This is a genomic window from Phenylobacterium sp. (assembly GCF_044236515.1).
Classification (GTDB): Bacteria; Pseudomonadota; Alphaproteobacteria; order Caulobacterales; family Caulobacteraceae; genus Phenylobacterium.
The window spans coordinates 1-17,508 of the sequence record NZ_JBIIGK010000016.1 but is presented as its reverse complement, the minus strand read 5'-3'; the positions used below and the strand labels follow the sequence as shown (position 1 = coordinate 17,508).

General features: G+C 68.7%; 18 protein-coding genes. 10 read left to right on the top strand and 8 right to left on the bottom strand.

Annotated elements, in window-relative coordinates; translation table 11 throughout:
- Window positions 1-71: 71 nt before the first annotated feature.
- The 7 genes from gmk to fabD form a co-directional block, all read right to left on the bottom strand.
- Window positions 72-713: a guanylate kinase gene (gene gmk, locus ACILRF_RS03175; protein WP_395670819.1), complete on the bottom strand. Its 642-nt coding sequence runs from the start codon at window positions 711-713 to the stop codon at window positions 72-74.
- Between the two features lie 10 nt (window positions 714-723).
- Window positions 724-1,620, bottom strand: a complete 897-nt coding sequence (locus tag ACILRF_RS03170; RefSeq protein WP_395670818.1) for a YicC/YloC family endoribonuclease — start codon at window positions 1,618-1,620, stop codon at window positions 724-726.
- Window positions 1,617-2,657, bottom strand: coding sequence for an endolytic transglycosylase MltG (gene mltG / locus ACILRF_RS03165; RefSeq protein WP_395670817.1), 1,041 nt, complete (start codon window positions 2,655-2,657; stop codon window positions 1,617-1,619). The genes ACILRF_RS03170 and mltG overlap by 4 nt, the downstream gene beginning before the upstream one ends.
- On the bottom strand, window positions 2,654-3,943 hold the full coding sequence (gene fabF / locus ACILRF_RS03160) for a beta-ketoacyl-ACP synthase II (protein ID WP_395670816.1): 1,290 nt from the start codon (window positions 3,941-3,943) through the stop codon (window positions 2,654-2,656). Before fabF ends, mltG begins: the two co-directional genes overlap by 4 nt.
- Window positions 3,944-4,028: 85 nt before the next feature.
- On the bottom strand, window positions 4,029-4,268 hold the full coding sequence (locus tag ACILRF_RS03155; RefSeq protein WP_012522113.1) for an acyl carrier protein: 240 nt from the start codon (window positions 4,266-4,268) through the stop codon (window positions 4,029-4,031).
- 122 nt (window positions 4,269-4,390) lie between these two features.
- A complete protein-coding gene (gene fabG / locus ACILRF_RS03150; RefSeq protein WP_395670815.1) occupies window positions 4,391-5,131 on the bottom strand; it encodes a 3-oxoacyl-[acyl-carrier-protein] reductase in 741 nt (246 codons plus the stop codon).
- A 15-nt stretch (window positions 5,132-5,146) separates the two neighbouring features.
- Window positions 5,147-6,091, bottom strand: coding sequence for an ACP S-malonyltransferase (gene fabD, locus ACILRF_RS03145; protein ID WP_395670814.1), 945 nt, complete (start codon window positions 6,089-6,091; stop codon window positions 5,147-5,149).
- A 561-nt stretch (window positions 6,092-6,652) separates the two neighbouring features.
- Here fabD and ACILRF_RS03140 point away from each other — a divergent pair.
- From ACILRF_RS03140 to ACILRF_RS03105, 8 genes are all read left to right on the top strand, one after another.
- Window positions 6,653-7,198, top strand: coding sequence for a DUF4402 domain-containing protein (locus tag ACILRF_RS03140; protein ID WP_395670813.1), 546 nt, complete (start codon window positions 6,653-6,655; stop codon window positions 7,196-7,198).
- 70 nt (window positions 7,199-7,268) lie between these two features.
- Window positions 7,269-7,787 carry a DUF4402 domain-containing protein gene (locus tag ACILRF_RS03135; protein WP_395670812.1) on the top strand — a complete coding sequence of 173 codons (519 nt, stop codon included), beginning with the start codon at window positions 7,269-7,271 and terminating at the stop codon, window positions 7,785-7,787.
- Window positions 7,787-8,692 carry a hypothetical protein gene (locus ACILRF_RS03130; protein WP_395670811.1) on the top strand — a complete coding sequence of 302 codons (906 nt, stop codon included), beginning with the start codon at window positions 7,787-7,789 and terminating at the stop codon, window positions 8,690-8,692. Before ACILRF_RS03135 ends, ACILRF_RS03130 begins: the two co-directional genes overlap by 1 nt.
- On the top strand, window positions 8,673-11,456 hold the full coding sequence (locus ACILRF_RS03125; protein WP_395670810.1) for a collagen binding domain-containing protein: 2,784 nt from the start codon (window positions 8,673-8,675) through the stop codon (window positions 11,454-11,456). Before ACILRF_RS03130 ends, ACILRF_RS03125 begins: the two co-directional genes overlap by 20 nt.
- Window positions 11,457-11,560: 104 nt before the next feature.
- Window positions 11,561-12,493: a DUF4402 domain-containing protein gene (locus tag ACILRF_RS03120; protein ID WP_395670809.1), complete on the top strand. Its 933-nt coding sequence runs from the start codon at window positions 11,561-11,563 to the stop codon at window positions 12,491-12,493.
- 100 nt (window positions 12,494-12,593) lie between these two features.
- Window positions 12,594-14,003: a calcium-binding protein gene (locus tag ACILRF_RS03115; RefSeq protein WP_395670808.1), complete on the top strand. Its 1,410-nt coding sequence runs from the start codon at window positions 12,594-12,596 to the stop codon at window positions 14,001-14,003.
- Window positions 14,004-14,112: 109 nt separating this feature from the next.
- Window positions 14,113-15,591 carry a calcium-binding protein gene (locus ACILRF_RS03110; protein WP_395670807.1) on the top strand — a complete coding sequence of 493 codons (1,479 nt, stop codon included), beginning with the start codon at window positions 14,113-14,115 and terminating at the stop codon, window positions 15,589-15,591.
- Between the two features lie 38 nt (window positions 15,592-15,629).
- Window positions 15,630-16,169, top strand: coding sequence for a peroxiredoxin (locus ACILRF_RS03105; RefSeq protein ID WP_395670806.1), 540 nt, complete (start codon window positions 15,630-15,632; stop codon window positions 16,167-16,169).
- Between the two features lie 6 nt (window positions 16,170-16,175).
- Here ACILRF_RS03105 and ACILRF_RS03100 read toward each other — a convergent pair whose 3' ends face one another.
- Window positions 16,176-16,703, bottom strand: coding sequence for a DUF2059 domain-containing protein (locus ACILRF_RS03100; protein WP_395670805.1), 528 nt, complete (start codon window positions 16,701-16,703; stop codon window positions 16,176-16,178).
- 237 nt (window positions 16,704-16,940) lie between these two features.
- Between ACILRF_RS03100 and rpsF the strand changes: the two genes are divergently transcribed.
- Both rpsF and rpsR read left to right on the top strand, forming a co-directional pair.
- Complete coding sequence (rpsF, locus tag ACILRF_RS03095; protein ID WP_395670804.1) at window positions 16,941-17,315, top strand: 30S ribosomal protein S6; 375 nt, start codon at window positions 16,941-16,943, stop codon at window positions 17,313-17,315.
- On the top strand, window positions 17,315-17,508 hold a 194-nt coding region (rpsR, locus tag ACILRF_RS03090; protein WP_395670803.1), incomplete at its 3' end, for a 30S ribosomal protein S18. The genes rpsF and rpsR, both read left to right, overlap by 1 nt.

Here is a 17,508-nt window from a genome sequence, read left to right as displayed (position 1 = left end):
ACGTCCCCCCTGGGACGGGAGCCGACCGCCCTCCGGGGAGCGAGATCCCCGTCTTTTTCTACGGTGATTTCCTAGATCTTCTCGGCGAGCAGCGTCTCGACGAAAGGGCCCAACCAGGCCTGGCGGTCGCGCCGCAGGCGCTCGGCGTGATAGATATGGGCGAGGTCGGCGTAGGCGTGGTCGTAGTCGACGTTGACCAGCACATAGTCGTAGAGGCGGTACTGGGCGATCTCGCCATAGGCCCGCGTCAGGCGACCTTCGATGACATTAAGACTGTCCTGCGCCCGGGCGTGCAACCGGCGCGATAGCTCATGCATGGACGGCGGCAGGATGAAGATCCGCACGCTGTCGTCCGGGGCGTTGTCGGCGATCGAGCGGGCGCCCTGCCAGTCGATGTCGAAAAGGACGTCCTTGCCCTGTTCCAGAGCGGCCATGACCGGCGCGCGCGGCGTGCCGTAGCGGTGATCGTGGACATTGGCCCATTCGAGCATCTCGCCGGCCTGGACCATCTCGTCGAACTCGGCGTCGGAGACGAAATAGTATTCGCGGGCGTGCTCTTCGCCCGGGCGCGGCGGCCGGGTGGTGGCCGAGATCGACAGGGTGAGGTCGGCGTGGTCGGCGACCAGGCGGCGCGACAGCGAGGTCTTGCCCGCCCCCGAGGGCGAGGAGATCAGCAGCAGCAGGCCCCGGCGGCTCGGCTTCTCGGTGGTCACGGCGGCCTCTTTATTCAACGTTCTGAACCTGCTCGCGGAACTGTTCGATCACCGCTTTGAGGTCGAGGCCGACGGCGGTCAAGGCGCCGATCGCCGACTTCGAGCACAGGGTGTTGGCCTCCCGCATGAACTCCTGAGTCAGGAAATCCAGTCGGCGCCCGACGGCGCCGCCGCCGGCCAGCAAGGTGCGGGCCTGGGCGACATGGCCCGTCAGACGGTCGAGTTCCTCGCGGACGTCGGCCTTGGCGGCCAGGGCGGCGGCCTCCTGCAGGACACGCTCCTCCGGGAAGGTCTCGCCGGCGAGTTCGGCGACGCGGCGCTGGAACCGGTCCTTGATCGCCAAGGGCTGGGCGGCGGCGTGGGCCTCAGCGGCGGCGACGAGCTCGGCGATGCGATCGATCTGACCGGTCAGGACGCCGAGCAGGGCCTGGCCTTCGTCCCGACGGGCGGCGAGCAGGCCGTCCATGGCCTGGGCGATCGAGGCGGCCATGGCGGACTCCAGGCCCGCCAGCGCCTCGGGGTCCTCGAGGGCGTCGGAAGTCTCCAGCACGCCGCGCAGGGACAGCAGGCCGTCGAGGCGCGGCGGAGCGACCATGCCGGTGGCGACATAGGGGGCGCCGGCGGCGAGGTAGCGTTCGAGCTGGGCGACGTCGATCTTCACCGCGCCGGCCGCCTCGGCGCGGCGGGCCTGCAGGCCGACGGTGACCTGACCGCGTTGGAAGCGGGCCTGCGCCGCCTCCTTGGCCGCGCGCTCGAGGCCGTCGAAGCCGGCCGGGCCGCGGTAGCGGGTCTCGAGGGTGCGGCCGTTCACCGAGCGGGCTTCCACCGCCCAGGTCCAGCCTTGATGGGCGCCTTCGGCCCGGCCGAAGCCGGTCATGCCGGACAGGATCGGGCCGGAGAGGGTCATCTCGCGTCTCCCGCACGGCTGCGTTCAACCTGCCGCCAGCGGGCGACGTTGCGCAGGTGGTCCGGATAGGTGCTGGCGAAAACGTGGCCGCCCGTCCCGTCGGCGACGAAGAACAGGTCGGCCGTCTTCGGCGGGTTCAGCACCGCCTCGATGGCGGCGCGGCCCGGATTGGCGATCGGCGTCGGCGGCAGGCCGTCGATCCGGTAGGTGTTGTAGGGCGTCGTCGCGGCGACTTCCGAGGCCAGCAGGCCGCGGCCGAGCGGTCGGCCCTTGCTGATCCCGTAGATGATCGTGGGGTCGCTTTCCAAGCGCATGCCGGCGCGCAGGCGGTTGACGAACACCGCGGCGACCCGCGGCCGCTCGGCGGCGACGCCGGTCTCCTTTTCGACGATCGAGGCGAGGGTCAGAGCTTCGGCCGGGGTGGTGAACGGCAGGCCGGGCTGACGCCTGGGCCACAGCTCGGCCATCAGGGCGTCCTGGGCGTCGGCCATGCGGCGCAGGACGGCGGCGCGGTCCTCGCCGCGCTGGACCTGGTAGGTGTCGGGCAGCAGGCTGCCCTCGGCCGGAGCGGCCGCGGCGCCGGCCAGCACCGGCTGGCGGGCGACGGCCTCGGCGGCCATCTCGCTGGTCCAGCCTTCCGGCACGGTGACGAGGTGGCGGACGACGCGGCCGGCGCGGATGTCGTCGAGAATGCGGGCCATGGAGGCGCCGCGCGGAAACTCGTACTCCCCGGCCTTGAGCTGCGCCGCCGCGCCACTGAGCCGGGCGGCGGTCATGAACAGGGCGCGCGAGCGGATGACGCCGGCGTCGGACAGTTCGTCGGCGATCTGGGACAGGCCGGCCCCGCGGTCGAGGATCACCGACGTCAGTTTGTCGTGCGGCCCCGGGCCACGCCAGGCGAACACCACCCAGAGCGCCAGGAGGGCGACGAGCGCCGCCAGCCCCAGCCCGGCCCGCCCCGCCGCATGCCGCGACCCCGCCGCGGCCTTGCGCGGCACGGGACGCCGACGAGGGCGGAGGCGGAAGCGTCGGGTCACGCGACCTTCTTGAAGATCACCGAGGCGTTGGTGCCGCCGAACCCGAAGGAGTTGGACATGGCGATGTCGATCTCGACCGGCACCGGCTTGTGCGGGCACAGGTTGATCTTCGTCTCCACCGACGGGTTGTCGAGGTTGATGGTCGGCGGCGCGACCTGGTCGCGGATGGCGAGCACGGTGAAGGCCGCCTCGATGGCGCCGGCGGCGCCGAGCAGGTGGCCGGTCGCCGACTTGGTCGAGCTCATCACCACCTTGGCCGCGGCGTCGCCGAGAATGCGCTCGACGGCGCCGAGCTCGATCTCGTCGCCGAGCGGCGTCGAGGTGCCGTGGGCGTTGATGTAGTCGATCTGGGTCGGGTCGATCTTCGCGTCCTTGATCGCCGCCTGCATGGCGCGGTAGCCGCCGTCGCCGTCCTCGGCCGGGGCGGTGATGTGATAGGCGTCGCCGGCCATGCCGTAGCCGATCACCTCGGCGTAGACCTTCGCGCCGCGGGCCTTGGCGTGCTCATACTCCTCGAGCACCAGGACACCCGCGCCTTCGCCCATCACGAAGCCGTCGCGGTCCTTGTCGTAGGGGCGCGAGGCCTTCTGCGGGTCGTCGTTGAAGCTGGTGGACATCGCCCGGCAGGCGATGAAGCCGGCGATGCCGACCGGCACCACGGAGCCCTCGGCCCCGCCGGCCACCATCACGTCGGCGTCGCCGTACCTGATGATCCGGGCCGCGTCGCCGATCGCGTGAGCGCCGGTGGCGCAGGCGGTGACCACCGAGTGATTCGGCCCCTTGAAGCCATGGCGGATCGAGACCTGGCCGCTGGCCAGGTTGATCAGCGCCGAGGGGATGAAGAATGGCGAGATGCGTCGCGGGCCCTTCTCATGCAGCTCGATCGCCGTGTTGGCGATGGCCCCGAGGCCGCCGATGCCGGAGCCGATCATGACGCCGGTGCGCTCACGGCCCTCGTTGTCGTCCTCGCCAGGAGCCCAGCCGCTGTCCTTCACCGCCTCGTCGGCGGCGGCGATGGCGTAGAGGATGAAGTCGTCGACCCGGCGCTGGTCCTTGGGCGACAGGGTCGCGTCGGGATCGAAGGAGCCGGCGACGTCCGGTCCGCCGCCGCCGCGCCCATCGACCCGCGGCACTTCGCAGGCGACCTGGCAGGCGTAGGCTTCCGGATCGAAGGCGCTGATGCGGCCCGCGCCGGACTTGCCGGCCAGGATCTGCGACCAGACGTGATCGACGCCCACGCCCAAAGGGGTGACGAGGCCAATCCCGGTGACGACGACTCGACGCATGGCGGACCCTTAAACGAGAACCGCCGCGGCTAAGGGGATCTCCCTCGGCGACGCGGCGGCATAATTTCAGAGCATGGACAGGCGCTTAAGCGCCCAGACGCTCCTGGATGAACTTCACGGCGTCGCCGACGGTCTGGATGTGCTCGGCGGCGTCGTCGGGGATTTCGATATCGAACTCCTCTTCGAAGGCCATCACCAGCTCAACGTTGTCGAGGCTGTCGGCGCCCAGGTCGTCGATGAAGCTCGCCTTTTCGGTGACCTTCTCGGGATCGGCGTCGAGGTGCTCGATGACGATCTTACGGACGCGTTCAAGAACGTCGGACATTCGGTAGGTCCCTCAGGCTTAGTCTAAAATCTGCATTCGGCGACGGCGCGGCTGGAGTCAACCATGCCGAACCGTCCCCGGCTCGGCCACGCCGGTAGCATGTTCGTTTCGAGGTGGCGAGGCTAGATCATCGCCATGCCGCCGTTGACGTGCAGCGTCTGGCCCGTGACGTAGGCCGCCTCCTCGCTGGCGAGGTAGACGCAGGCCGCGGCGATCTCCTTGCCGGCGCCCAGGCGGCCGGCGGGGATCGTGCCGAGGATCTGGCTCTTCTGCTGCTCGTTCAGGGCGTCGGTCATCGGGCTTTCGATAAAGCCCGGGGCCACGCAATTGACCGTGATGCCGCGGCTGGCGACCTCCTGGCCCAGGGCCTTGGAAAAGCCGATCATGCCGGCCTTCGAGGCGGCGTAGTTGGTCTGGCCCGGGTTGCCCATGACGCCGACCACCGAGGTGATGCCGATGATCCGGCCGCTGCGGCGGCGCATCATGCCCTTCACGGCGGCGCGGGCGAGGCGGAAGTAGCTTTCCAGGTTGACCTTGATCACCGCCTCCCAGTCCTCGTCCTTCATGCGCAGAAGAAGGCCGTCGCGGGTAATGCCGGCGTTGGCGATGAGGATGTCGACCGGCGCGCCAGCGGCCGCTTCCGCCGCCTCGATCAGACCATCGACGGCGGCGGGATCAGAGAGGTTGGCGGCAGCGACGCTGGTCCGCTCGCCGAGCTCGCCGGCCAGCTCTTTGAGGACCGCCTCGCGCGTGCCGGACAGCACCACGTGCGCGCCGGCGGCGTGCAGGGCGCGGGCGATCTCGGCGCCGATGCCGCCGGTCGCGCCGGTGACGAGCGCCGTCTTGCCGGAAAGGTCAAACATGACTGTCTCTCGTCTCTAGAGCGATTGGGCGAAGGCTTCGAGGTCGGCCGGTGTGTTGAGCGGCGTGGCCTCGGCCTCGGGGGCGATTCGCTTGATCATGCCGGACAGCACCTTGCCGGCGCCGGCCTCGGCGAATCGGGTGACGCCGCCCTCCCCGGCCAGCCACAGGACGCTTTCGCGCCAGCGCACGCGGCCGGTGACCTGCTCGACGAGCAGGCGGCGGATGACCTCGGGGTCGTTGGTGGGGCGGGCGGTGACGTTGGCGACGACCGGCGCGCGGGGGGCGAGGATGGTCGCCTCGGCCAGGGCTGCGGCCATCTCGTCGGCCGCGGGCTGCATCAGCGGGCAGTGGAAGGGCGCTGAGACGTTCAGCGGGATGGCCCGGGCGCCGAGCTCCTTGGCCGCCTCGATGGCGCGATCCACCGCCGCCTTGGCGCCGGAGATCACCACATTGCCCTGGTTGTTGTCGTTGGCGACGACGCAGACCCCGAGCCTGGCGCCCTCGGCGGCGGCGGCTTCGGCCAGGGCCACGTCGGTCTTGGGCCCGATCAGCGAGGCCATGGCCCCCTCGCCCACCGGCACGGCGCGCTGCATGGCCTGGCCGCGCAGCTTCAGGAGGCGGGCGGCGTCAGTCAGGGTGAGCGCGCCGGCCGCGGCCAGCGCGGAGTATTCGCCGAGGCTGTGACCGGCGACGAAAGCCGCCCTGTCCGGCCCGATCCCGAAATCGCGCTCCAGAACCCGCGCGACGGCGGCGCTGACGGCCATCAAGGCCGGCTGGGCGTTCTCGGTCAGGGTGAGCTGATCCTCAGGCCCCTCGCGCATCAGTCGGGCCAGGTTCTGGCCGAGGGCGTCGTCGACTTCCTGGAAGACTTCGCGGGCGGTCGCGAAGGCGTCGGCGAGTTCGGCGCCTATGCCGACCGCCTGGCTGCCCTGTCCGGGGAAGATGAAGGCGAGAGTCATGCCGGCTCCAAGCACTCTGAAAAATCCGAGGCCGGAGGGTTAGGGGATTAGCCCTCCCCCGGCAAGCAAGGCGCGCCCGCGCCCAGAATGGGCGTGGCGGATCGTCGCTATCTGAACCCGGATCGACCCGTGGTTGTCCATCCTCGCCCGATTCAAAGAGGGCGATTTCGCGGCCTCAATGCGGGACGAACTAACGCTGGGTCATCGACAAGACGAGGGCCGGCTCTACCTCTGGAAGGCGAGTTTACAGGGGCGGAGCGCAAGAAAACTCAGCGGGAGATCGGCCGCGCACGACTTTTGCAAAAGTCAGGTTGCTCCTCGGAGCCCTGTCCCAGATCGGGACCAGGAACTACGTAAAACCACTATAGGGCCAATGTTCAGTTGAAACTTGACAGTCCAGAGGCCCGCACATAGAGGCGTGGATAACCAACGATTAAAACGGCGACCTACAACTATAAGGTTCAAAGCTGAAACCGCCACGTGTAGCTAAAGAGCGGTTAAGGCAAGGTCCCGCGTCAGAACAGTTTGCTTAAACAAACACTTTTAATTCAGGGGCGACACATGACTACCCTTCGGAACACCATCTTCGGCGCCGGCGTCGCCGTCGCCCTCTCGGTTGCGGCGACGGCGGCGATGGCTGAAACGGCCAACGTCACCACCAGCGCGACGATCATCCGTCCGATCACGATCGGCACCGTGACCCCGCTGGCCTTCGGCTCGGCGGCGCCGGGCTCGACCCAGGGCACGATCGTCGTCACCACCTCGAACACCCGTTCGGCCACCGGCGGCGTCGCCCTGGTCGGCGGCACGGGCGCCACCTCGGGCGGCGTGGTCATCAATGGCCAGGACGCCCAGGCGTTCAACATCGCCTACACCCCGTCGATCACGAGCGTCCCGTCGGGCAACGTCGTCGGCGACTACTCGCTGAGCGGCATCACCACCGACGGCTGCGGCGTCACGGGCGGCACGGGCAACATCGCCTCCGCCCAGATCGCCGCTTCGGCCACCAGCTGCACCATCAAGCTGGGCGCCACGCTCGGCGTCCCGGCCAATGCGGCCGCCGGCGCGGTTGCGGGCAACATCCAGGCCGTGATCAACTACAACTAAGCGTTTCATCGGGGCTGGGCGGATTGGCCGTTCAGCCCCGATAAACCCCAGTGGCTTAAGAGTCGCGGCAATGACCCGAGCACCGCTCATGATCGGAGTCGCCGCAGCAGCTTTGGCCTGCTGCGCGCAGGCTTTCGCGCTGACCAGCACCTCGATCCCGGTCTCGGCCCAGATCGTGCAGCCGGCCGGCATCGAGATCATCAACCCCCTCGTCCTGCCGACCGTCAACGCCGGGAACGTGGCGGGCAGCGCCGGCCAGTCCGCGGCGGGCGCCTCGCGCGCCACGGTCGGCACGCCGGTCGTGGGCAACGCGACCTTAACTATTCGCGGACAGGCTGGCGACGCCGTATCGATGGCCGTGCCGGAAAGCTTCACGGTCGTCCGTAATGGGGGAACCGAAGCCTTGACCGTCCGCACCAACACCAACGCCGAACTGGGCGTGTCCAATGGGGGCGTCGTTCTCGGCGGCGCGTTGGGCGGTAACTCCATGAGCGTGAACGTCGGCGGCGCGCTGTCGCTGGCCTCCGCCGGCAATGTGGAGCCGGGGGGCTACGAAGGCCTGCTGGTGGTCGTGGTTCAGTACAACTGATGCGCCGCGCCCTCCCCGCTGCGGCTGCGATGCTCGCGCTGCTCGGGCCGTTCGCAGCACAAGCTCAGGCCCCCGCCGCGCCTCCGGTTTCGGTTTCGACGACGACGGTCGGCGCCAACCTCAACATCTCGCCGAAGCGCGTCACCTTCGACCGCAACCGTCGCTCGGCGACGGTCTACATCTATAACCAGGGCACGGCGGGGGCGAGTTTCGACATCGCCCTGATCGACCGGGTCATGCTGCCCGATGGCCAGATCATCGCCGTCGCCGACGCGGGCGACCGGCCCGAAGCCAAGGCGGTCGCCGACAAGCTGAAGTCGGCGCAGAGCATGCTGGTCGTCTCGCCACGCCGGGTGAACCTCGCGCCCGGCCAGGGCCAGACCATCCGGCTGCGTCTCAACACCACCGAGGGTGAAGGCGAGTTCCGCAGCCACCTGACCATCACCACCATCCCGCCCCGGGACGCCGGCCTGACGGCCGAGGCGGCCGCCGGCGCGGGGGCCAACGAGCTCCGCTTCCAGATCAACTCCGTGTTCGGGCTGTCCATCCCGGCGATCGTGCGCCTGGGCGAGCCGGACGTGCGCGCCGCGATCGAGAACCTGCGCATCGAGTACGCCGACATCTCGCCGGACGGCACGGCGGCGCCGCAACGCACGGCCATCGCGACGTTCGACATCGTCCGTACCGGGGCCAACTCGCTGTTCGGCAATGTCGAAGTCCGCCGGGCCGGCCAGAGCGGCGAGCCGCTCGGCATCGCCCGCGGCGTCGGCGTCTATACGGAAGTCGCCCGCCGCACGGTCCGCGTCCCGCTTTCGCGGGCGCCGGGCGCCGGAGAGAAGCTCGAAATCACGTTCACTGACGACGACACCTCTCCGGGCAAACTCCTTGCGAAACAGGTCCCGTAGGTGCGTCGCGTGGTCCGCCACCGCCGCGCTTGCCATTTTCCGCGCATCGCAAGGCGCGGCCGCTGAGGCCGCAGCCCAGGCGCAGCCTGCGCCGCCGCCGGCCGCCAGTCCCGCAGCCGCCCCTCCGGCTGGAGCCGGCGAACTCGACCCGGCCACCCTGCTTCTGCTCTCGGTCGATCTCGACGACCTGACCCTGACCGACGGCCTGACGGCCTATGGCGATCCACAGGATCCGCATCTGGCGGTCGGCGAACTGACCCGCCTTCTTGAGATGGACGTCGAGGTCCTACCGACCGAACGGCGGATCATCGGGCGGCTGGGCGAGGCCCGTCGCTCCCTCGTCGTGGACCTGAAGAGCGGCATGGCCCAGGAGGCCGGCCGCAACATCCCGCTGGCCCCCGGCGACGTGGTCGCCAACGAGGGCGACATCTTCGTCCGCGCCTCGGTGTTGCAGCGCATGCTGCCGATGAAGTTCCAGGTCGATCCGGAGGCCCTGGCGGTCAAGATCGTGCCGTCGGAACTGCTGCCCGTGCAGAGTCGGATGCAGCGCCTGGCGCGTCGCCGGGACGCCATGCAGCAGTTCGAGGCCAAGAACGAAGTGCTGAAGGCGGAGACGCCCTATCGCCTGTTCAGCCTGCCGGCCTTCGACATGGTGCTGGGGGTCGGGGCTGAGAACAGTGATAACCGCTTTCCGCTGCGCTACGACATCAGGGTCGGAGCGGACCTGCTCTACACCGGGTTTCAGGGCTATGTCGGGTCGGATGAGAACGGACGTCCGGCCACAGCCCGACTGACGCTGGAGCGGCGGTCGGTGGAGGGGCGCCTGCTCGGCCCGCTGAAGGCCCGCGCCATCGCGGTCGGCGACGTGTTCACGCCCGGCCTGGCGCTCGGCCCGCGCAGCATGGGCGGCCGCGGCATGGCGATCTCGACCGTGCCGCTGGACGAGACCAACATCTTCAACCGCATCGACCTGCGCGGCGAGCTGCCGCTGGGCTACGACGTCGAGCTATACGTCAACAATATCCTGCGCAGCGGCCAGAACACCCCAGCCAAAGGCCGATACGAGTTCCTCAATGTCCCCCTCTCGCAGGGGCTGAACGTCATCCGCATCGTCACCTACGGCCCGCGCGGCGAGCGCAGCGAGAGCACGCGGATCGTCAATGTCGGGGGCGGCGTCCTGCGTCGTGGCGAGGCGACCTTCGAACTGGGCGTCGTCCAGCAGGAAGAGAACCTGATCCGGTTCCGCAACCCGGACGCCGACCAGACTTTCAACAACGGACGCGGCGGCCTGCGGGCCGCGGCGAACCTGAATTACGGGCTGACATCGACCCTGACCCTGGCGGCGGCGGCGGCCTACATCCCCGGCGAGACCCGCAAGCTCGACCGGCAGCTCTACGCCCTCGGGCTGCGCACATCGCTGTTCGGGTTCTCAACGCAGATCGACGCCGGCTACGACAGTTTCGGCGGCACGGCGGCGTCCCTCGGCATGGCCGGTCAGCTGTTCGGCGTCTCGACGGTGCTGCGCCACGCCGAGTTCCAGGGCGGTTTCATCGACGAGAACGGCATCGGCGTCGACATCACCCGTCCCCTCACCCGCCGCAGCGAGCTGACCTTCGATGGCAATCTGGGGCTGTTTCGGGCGGTGATCCCGCTGTCGGTGCGCGGCGTGCGCACCCAGTATGCCGACGGCCAGCGGGAGTTGCTCGGCAGCCTGCGCGGTTCGGGCACCGGAGCCGGCATCCTCTATTCCGGCGGCCTCGAATTCCAGCGCATTACCGGCCGCGGCGCCACGACGAACACCCTGAACGGCTTCTTCGCCGGCTCGACCTACCGCGGCTACAAGTGGCAGCTGCGCTCGAGCCTCGACTTCCAGATCCTGCCGGAGCTGGAGGCCCGCTCGCTGGCGATCACCGCCGATCGCGACATCAGCGAGACCGTCGCGCTGCGCTTCGGCGTGGGCCAGCCGCTGAACGACCTCAAGGGCTTCAACCTGACGGCGGCCAGCATCTTCCGGCTGCGGTTCGCCGACCTGGCGTTGAACGGCGAATACAACAACGGCGACCAGGTCTGGCGGCTGGGCGCCCAGCTCAACTTCGGCCTCGGCTACAACCCGGCGATCGGCCGCTACGAGATGACCCGGCCGGGCCCAGGCTCGGGCGGCAGCGTGCTGTTCGAAGCCTTCCTCGACCGCAACGGCAACGGCATCTTCGACGGCGACGACGAGCCGGTGCCGAACATCGTGTTGGAGGGCGCCGACCGCCGGGTGCGCACCGGCGCCAACGGCCGAGCCTTCGTCACCGGCGTCGGGGCCGGGCCGACCGCCCGCCTGCTGGTCGGCCTCGACGAGGTCGAGAACACCTCGGTGCAGGCGCCCCCGACCACGGTGCAGTTCTCGCCGCGGGCCGGCAGTTTCACGACCGTGCGCTATCCGATGAAGCCGACCGGCGAGGTGCTGGTGCTGATCCAGCTGCGACGACCGGACGGCTCGCTGGTCGGGCTGTCGGCGGCGCAGGTGCAACTGGTCGGCGACAACGGCTACACCGCCGACTCGACCACCGAGTTCGACGGCTCGGCCAGTTTCGAGAACCTGCCGGTCGGGACCTACAAGGTGGTGCTGGAGCCCGAGCAGGCGGCGCGGTTGCGAATGAGCCTGCTGGAGCCGCACACGGTGGTGATCAAGGGCGACGGCGGCTTCGCCCCGGACGTCAAAGCGGAGGTGAAGTTCGCACCTCGCAGCCAAGAGAACTTGGAGCAAACGCAGTAACTTTGCCGCAGTCTATTTGAGTGCAATTGAGCATTCCGAGGTGTAATGTGTGGCCAATGTGGGGCCGGATCAATAAAGCTCAACTCCTGCTTGCGTCCACTCTCGTGCTTTCAGCCGGGAGCGCAGCGGCGCAAACCTTCACGACGGGCGCCAGCGGCCCGGCGTTGGGCAATGTCGCGGCTGGGTCCTCGGGCGACACCGTCTTCGAGATCGACGCCTCTACCGGCCTGGTGACGGTCGGCAGCGGCTTCGGACAGCGCGTCAGCATCGGCGCGGCCTACGGCGTCGCCACCATCTCCTGCGGCAACACCAACAGCTGCAACGGCGCCTACGCCAACGTGAAGATCGGCTCGCTGAACACCTCGACCGGGCGGGCCGGCTTCCTCAGCAACTTCACCGTCGCGCCCGGCAGCGGCACGCCGACCAACATCTCCGGCACGGACCCGGTCAGCTTCAGGATCGGGCCGTTCACCAAGAACTCGTCGCTGACGGTGCAGTTCGGGGCCGACTTCCCGATCAAGAGCTCTGGCACCACCGGCGCGGCGCAGTCACGCTTCTATGTCAGCGCCGTCGCCTCGCCGAGCACGCCGTCGTCGACCGGCACGGCGCGGAACGCTACGGCCACGGTCTATCGCGCCATCTCCCTGGCGAAGAACGCCAACCTCAGCTTCGGGCGCATCGTGCGGCCCAACAGCGGCGACGGGTGGGTCGAACTCGCCCCGACCGGCGCACGGACTAACTCGGGGGCGGTCTGGCTTCTGACCCCCTCCCCGACCCGCGCCCAGTACACGGTGAGCGGCGAAGGCGGGCGGGTGCTGGACGTCGACATTCCGGCGACCTTTCAGATGACCAGCCCCGGCGGCGGATCGGTGACGGTCACGACCAACAACAATCTGGCGGCGACGCCGACCCTCGGCTCCAGCCTCGGCAACGCCGGAACGCTGAGCTTCTTCGTCGGCGGGCGGCTCGACCTGGACAGCGACACGCCCGGGGGCGCGTACACCGGCACCTTCGTGGTGACGACGTCCTACAACTGAAGTTTGAGAGTTCGTCTGGCGCAGCCTTTGCTGGCAGCGCACCGAGTATCGCCAAGTGCGGCGAAAAGCTGTACCATAATGGGGCGTTTGAGGGGCCATAATGCCGACGATCGACTTTGAAGGCGTCCAGCCGGGCTATGCCGTGTCCTATTCGGAAGACGGCTATACCGTGTTCAGCCAGCTGGCGAACCTGGCCCCCGAGTTCAGCGAAGCGCTGTGGAGCGGCAAGTCGTTCTCGAACGTCGCGGCCGGCGGCTATTTCCTGAACAACTACGCCAGCGACATCATCAGCATTCACCGCGACGGTCCGAACGCGACGTTCGGCGCCAAGTCGATCCAGGTCGACGGGTTTGACTGGGGCCCGTTCGAGGGCGCCGTGGCCCGCACCGGCACGTCGGAAGTCACCTTCACCTTCTACGCCACCCGGGCCTCGGATTATGTGACGTTCGAGTGGACGATGACGGCGCCGACGGACGGGCTGGTGGGCTTCCAGACCATCCTGCTGCCGCGCGAATTCCACGCCGGGCTGATCGACTTCAGCTGGAGCGTCATGGGCGGCACCGGCTGGGGCGCCTTCGACAATCTGGTGGTGGTCCCGAACAGCGCCCCGGTGGCCAGCGCCTTCTCCGGCTCGGTGACGGGCGGTCAGGCCTTCACCGGCCAACTGGCCGCGAGCGACGCGGACAACGCGGGCGGCGACGCGCTGCAGCCGATCACCTTCGAGATCGTCGGGGACCTGCCGGAAGGCGTCTACGTCTCCGAGACCGGCGAGGTGCAGGTCGAGCCGCTGGAAGGCGACGGCGACCTGTCGGCGGCGCGGACCATCAGCTTCAAGTTCCGGGCCTTCGACGGCGCCGAATATTCGGCCGAGAAGACCGCGACGATCACCGTCAAGCCGGCTCCGCTCGGGGCCGACATCCGCGGCGGCAACCACCCGCAGACGCTGTGCGGCACCGACAACAGCGAGCGCATCTTCGGCGGCAACAGCGGCGACACGCTGTGCGGCAAGGGCGGGGCCGACACCCTGGACGGCGGCAACGGCACGGACTCGCTGTGTGGCGGGGCCGGCGCCGACAAGCTGATCGGCGGCAACGGCGTCGACTGGCTGGACGGCGGCGCGGGCTCGGACCTGCTCGACGGCGGCAACGGCGACGACTTCATGAGCGCCGGCGAGGGCAACGACGTGCTGCTCGGCGGCAACGGGACGGACACCCTGGTCGGCGGCGCCGGCGAGGACACCCTGACCGGCGGCCAGAGCCCCGACCTCTTCGTGTTCGACGTCGATTGGGGCGCGGACGTCGTCAAGGACTTCGACTTCAAGAACGAGGTCCTGCAGTTCGCCACCTCGGTGACCATGGCCAACTGGAACGACGTGCTGTCGCTGATCGACGAAGGCCTGATCCGCCAGGACGGCAAGAACGTCCTGATCGAAGACGGCCTCGGCAACAGCCTGATGCTGGTGAACGTGAAGTTGTCGACCCTCGACATCGATAACTTCGTCTTCGTCTAGAACCTCCTCACTCCTCCCTCCCGCACAAACTCCGCGGCGCGTCCGCACGCGAGCTTCCGCCACCTGGAGTGGTGTGAGACGCCGGCGCGACCCTCGGTAAGGAATCCACATGCCGACCATCGACTTCGAAGCGGTCCAGCCGGGCTACGCGGTCAGCTATTCGGAAGACGGCTATACGATCACCAGCGAGCTCGCGAAGCTGGCGCCGGAATTCAACGAGGCGCTGTGGAGCGGCAAGTCGTTCTCGAACGTCACGGCCGGCGGCTACTTCCTGAACAACTATTCCAGCGACATCATCTCGGTGAAACGGGACGGGACGAAGGAGGTGTTCGGCGCCAAGTCGATCAAGGTCGACGGCTTCGACTGGGGCCCGTTCGACGGCGGCGTCGCGCGCACCGGAACCTCGGCGGTCACCTTCACCTTCCGGGCCACGCGGGCGTCCGACTACACGACGATCGAGTGGACGGTCAGCGCGCCGACCGACGGCCAGATCGGCTTCGAGACGATCAACCTGCCGAAGGAATTCCACGCCGGCCTGATCGACTTCAGCTGGAGCGTCGAGGGCGGCAGCGGCTGGGGCGCGTTCGACGACCTGGTGGTGGTTCCCAACAACGCGCCGGTCGCCAAGGGTTTCACCGCCTCGGTGACCGCGGGCCAGAGCTTCACCGGCAAGCTGACCGCCACCGACGCCGACAACACGACGTCAAGCGACCCCGAGCAGCCCATCGTCTTCCAGACCGTCGGCGAGCTGCCGGAGGGGGTCTATGTCGGTGAGGATGGGACGATCGAAGTCCAGCCGCTGGACGGCGACGCGGGCCTGATCTCGAGCCGCACCATCACCTTCAAGTACAAGGCCTTCGACGGGGCGGAGTATTCGTCGGAGCAGACGGCGACGATCACGGTCAAGCCGTTGCCGGCCGGCCCGGACATCAAGGGCGCCCGCAAGGCCGACAGCCTGAAGGGCACCGAGGCGCGCGAGAAGATCTACGGCCTGGAAGGCAACGACAAGATCTCGGCCAACGGCGGCTCCGACAAGGTGTGGGGCGACGACGGCAACGACACCATCTCGGGCGGGACCGGCGACGACTGGCTCTTCGGCGAGGACGACCGCGACAAGCTGGACGGCGGCGAAGGCGCCGATACGATCTCCGGCGGCGACGACTGCGACACGATCATCGGGGGAGCCGGCAACGACACCCTGTGCGGCGGCGACGACAAGGACAACTTCGTCTTCGACGAAGGCTTCGGCCGCGACGTCATCGTCGACTTCCGCTCGGGCCGCTGGGAAGGCCGCGGCTGCAACGACGACTGGGGGCACTGGGGCAGCTGGGGCCGCAACCACGGCCATTCGCACGCACGCGACAGCCACGGCAGCCGCTGGGGCGGCCGCGACGACGACCTGAAGTGGATCGCCGGCGACACCATCACCATCTCTCCGTCGGTGTTCGGCAGCTTCGATGAGATGATGGAGAACGCCGAGCAGACGCTGCTCGGCGTGCGGATCAACGCCCCGGACGGCGAGAGCAGCATCTTCCTGGTCGGCGTGAGCCTGCGCTCGCTCGATGTCGAGGATTTCGTCTTCGCCTGAGGACGAGTAGCATCGTCGGAAACCTTCGGGAGGCCACCATGAAGTCGCTCGCCATCTTCGCCGCGCTCGCCGCGTTCGCCGCCAGCCCCGCCGCCGCGGCTCTGAAGGCGGGGGACGCGGCGCCGGACTTCGTCGCGAAGGGCTTCCAGGCCGGCAAGCCCCTCACCTTCTCGCTCGCCGCGGCGCGCAAAAAGGGGCCGGTGGTGCTGTACTTCTTCCCGGCCGCCGACACCAAGGGCTGCAACCTCGAAGCCAAGATGTTCGCCGACGCCATGCCGCAGTTCGCCGCCGCCGGCGCGACGGTGATCGGAGTGACGGCCGGCAACCTCGACAAGCTGCAGAAAATCTCGGCCGACACCGACAAGTGCTCGGGCAAGTTCCCGGTGGCCGGTGATCCGGGCGCCCAGGTGGCCCGGCGCTACGACGCCATCCTGCCGATGAAGCCGGACTGGTCGGACCGCACGTCCTATGTGATCTCGCGCGACGGCAAGATCGTCCACGCCTACTCCAAGGCCGACCCGACCGAGCACGTCAGCCAGACGCTGACGGCCGTCAAGGCGATCCAGCGCGGGCGCTGACGGGGATCACGACCGCCGGGGTTTGATCCCGCTGGGCGCGCAATCGAGCTTGGTGCACAGGCGCGTCAGCATCTCTTCCATGGCGGCAGGCATCAGCGCCTGTGTCGCGGCGGCGACCTTGGGGGCCATAGCGGGCGTCTTGGCCATGATCGAGGCGCCGACCGGACTTTCGTAGAAGGTCACCATCGCCGCGAGCTCGGCCTCGGTGTAGTGCTCCGCGTAGAGGGGGATCACCGCTTCGACGAGGCGCGGCGTGACGACTTCGCGCATCGTCTCGAGGGCGGTGTCCAGGACCAAGGTCTTTTCCGCCTCGCTCAGCTGGGCGCCGCTGTTCATGCGCGCCGCGAAGCCCGGCAAGGTGGCGGTGAGCAGGGCGTCCATCTGCTTTTCCATGTCCAGCGCCTTCATGAGGCGGCGCACCAGCGCCTCCGAGCGGGGGCTGACGGCCGCCTGGGCCGGCGCCGGAGCCTGGGCCTGCGCGAGGGCGGGCTGGGCGAACGCGAGGGCGGCGGCGAAAATCAGCGGGCGATGCATCGAGGCGGGCTCCAGGAGGGGACGGGCGGACGCTCGGCGATACCGGCGCCGGCCGCAAGGCGAAAACCCTTGCCCAAACAGTCATTTTCGCCTATCTGCCCGCCTCTTCAATGGAAGGCGGTCTCACGCGGAACGCGAATGGGTCGGGAAACCCCCGGCCGCCGCGCTGAGAGCCATCGTTTCCGGCGGACCTTCCGCCGCCGGACACGCCGCCTTCCCTACCGGAAGAAGGAAAATATGGCCCTCTACGAACACGTGGTCATTTCGCGGCAGGATATCTCGCCGCAACAGGCGGAAGCCCTGAACGACCAGCTCAAGGCCCTCATCGAAGAAGGCGGCGGCAACGTCGCCAAGATCGAGTACTGGGGTCTGCGCAACCTGACCTACCGGATCAAGAAGAACCGCAAGGGTCACTACTCGCTCCTCGCGATCGACGCGCCCTCCGAGGCCGTCAAGGAAATGGAACGCCAGCTGTCGATCAACGAAGACGTGCTGCGCTACATGACCGTCCGCGTGGAAGAGCTGGACCTCGAGCTCTCCCCGATCCTCGCCCGCCGCGATCGCGACCGCGAACGCCGCGACGACATGCCCGCTCGTGAAGGGGCCTTCTGATGACTGACGTCACCACCGACGCTCCGGCCGCCCCGGCCGCTGGCGCTTCCTCCGGCGGCGCCCGCCGCCCGTTCTTCCGCCGCCGCAAGGTGTGCCCGTTCTCCGGCGCCAACGCCCCGAAGATCGACTACAAGGACGTCAAGCTCCTGCAGCGCTACGTTTCGGAGCGCGGCAAGATCGTGCCGTCGCGGAT

Excerpts from the sequence above, each read along its gene's own strand:
- fabF (WP_395670816.1), bottom strand. The coding sequence starts at position 3,943 with ATGCGTCGAGTCGTCGTCACCGGGATTGGCCTCGTCACCCCTTTGGGC.
- fabD (WP_395670814.1), bottom strand. The coding sequence starts at position 6,091 with ATGACTCTCGCCTTCATCTTCCCCGGACAGGGCAGCCAGGCGGTCGGC.
- ACILRF_RS03110 (WP_395670807.1), top strand. The coding sequence starts at position 14,113 with ATGCCGACCATCGACTTCGAAGCGGTCCAGCCGGGCTACGCGGTCAGC.
- rpsF (WP_395670804.1), top strand. The coding sequence starts at position 16,941 with ATGGCCCTCTACGAACACGTGGTCATTTCGCGGCAGGATATCTCGCCG.
- ACILRF_RS03105 (WP_395670806.1), top strand. The coding sequence starts at position 15,630 with ATGAAGTCGCTCGCCATCTTCGCCGCGCTCGCCGCGTTCGCCGCCAGC.
- ACILRF_RS03100 (WP_395670805.1), bottom strand. The coding sequence starts at position 16,703 with ATGCATCGCCCGCTGATTTTCGCCGCCGCCCTCGCGTTCGCCCAGCCC.
- ACILRF_RS03140 (WP_395670813.1), top strand. The coding sequence starts at position 6,653 with ATGACTACCCTTCGGAACACCATCTTCGGCGCCGGCGTCGCCGTCGCC.
- ACILRF_RS03155 (WP_012522113.1), bottom strand. The coding sequence starts at position 4,268 with ATGTCCGACGTTCTTGAACGCGTCCGTAAGATCGTCATCGAGCACCTC.
- ACILRF_RS03135 (WP_395670812.1), top strand. The coding sequence starts at position 7,269 with ATGACCCGAGCACCGCTCATGATCGGAGTCGCCGCAGCAGCTTTGGCC.
- ACILRF_RS03115 (WP_395670808.1), top strand. The coding sequence starts at position 12,594 with ATGCCGACGATCGACTTTGAAGGCGTCCAGCCGGGCTATGCCGTGTCC.
- ACILRF_RS03130 (WP_395670811.1), top strand. The coding sequence starts at position 7,787 with ATGCGCCGCGCCCTCCCCGCTGCGGCTGCGATGCTCGCGCTGCTCGGG.
- ACILRF_RS03170 (WP_395670818.1), bottom strand. The coding sequence starts at position 1,620 with ATGACCCTCTCCGGCCCGATCCTGTCCGGCATGACCGGCTTCGGCCGG.
- fabG (WP_395670815.1), bottom strand. The coding sequence starts at position 5,131 with ATGTTTGACCTTTCCGGCAAGACGGCGCTCGTCACCGGCGCGACCGGC.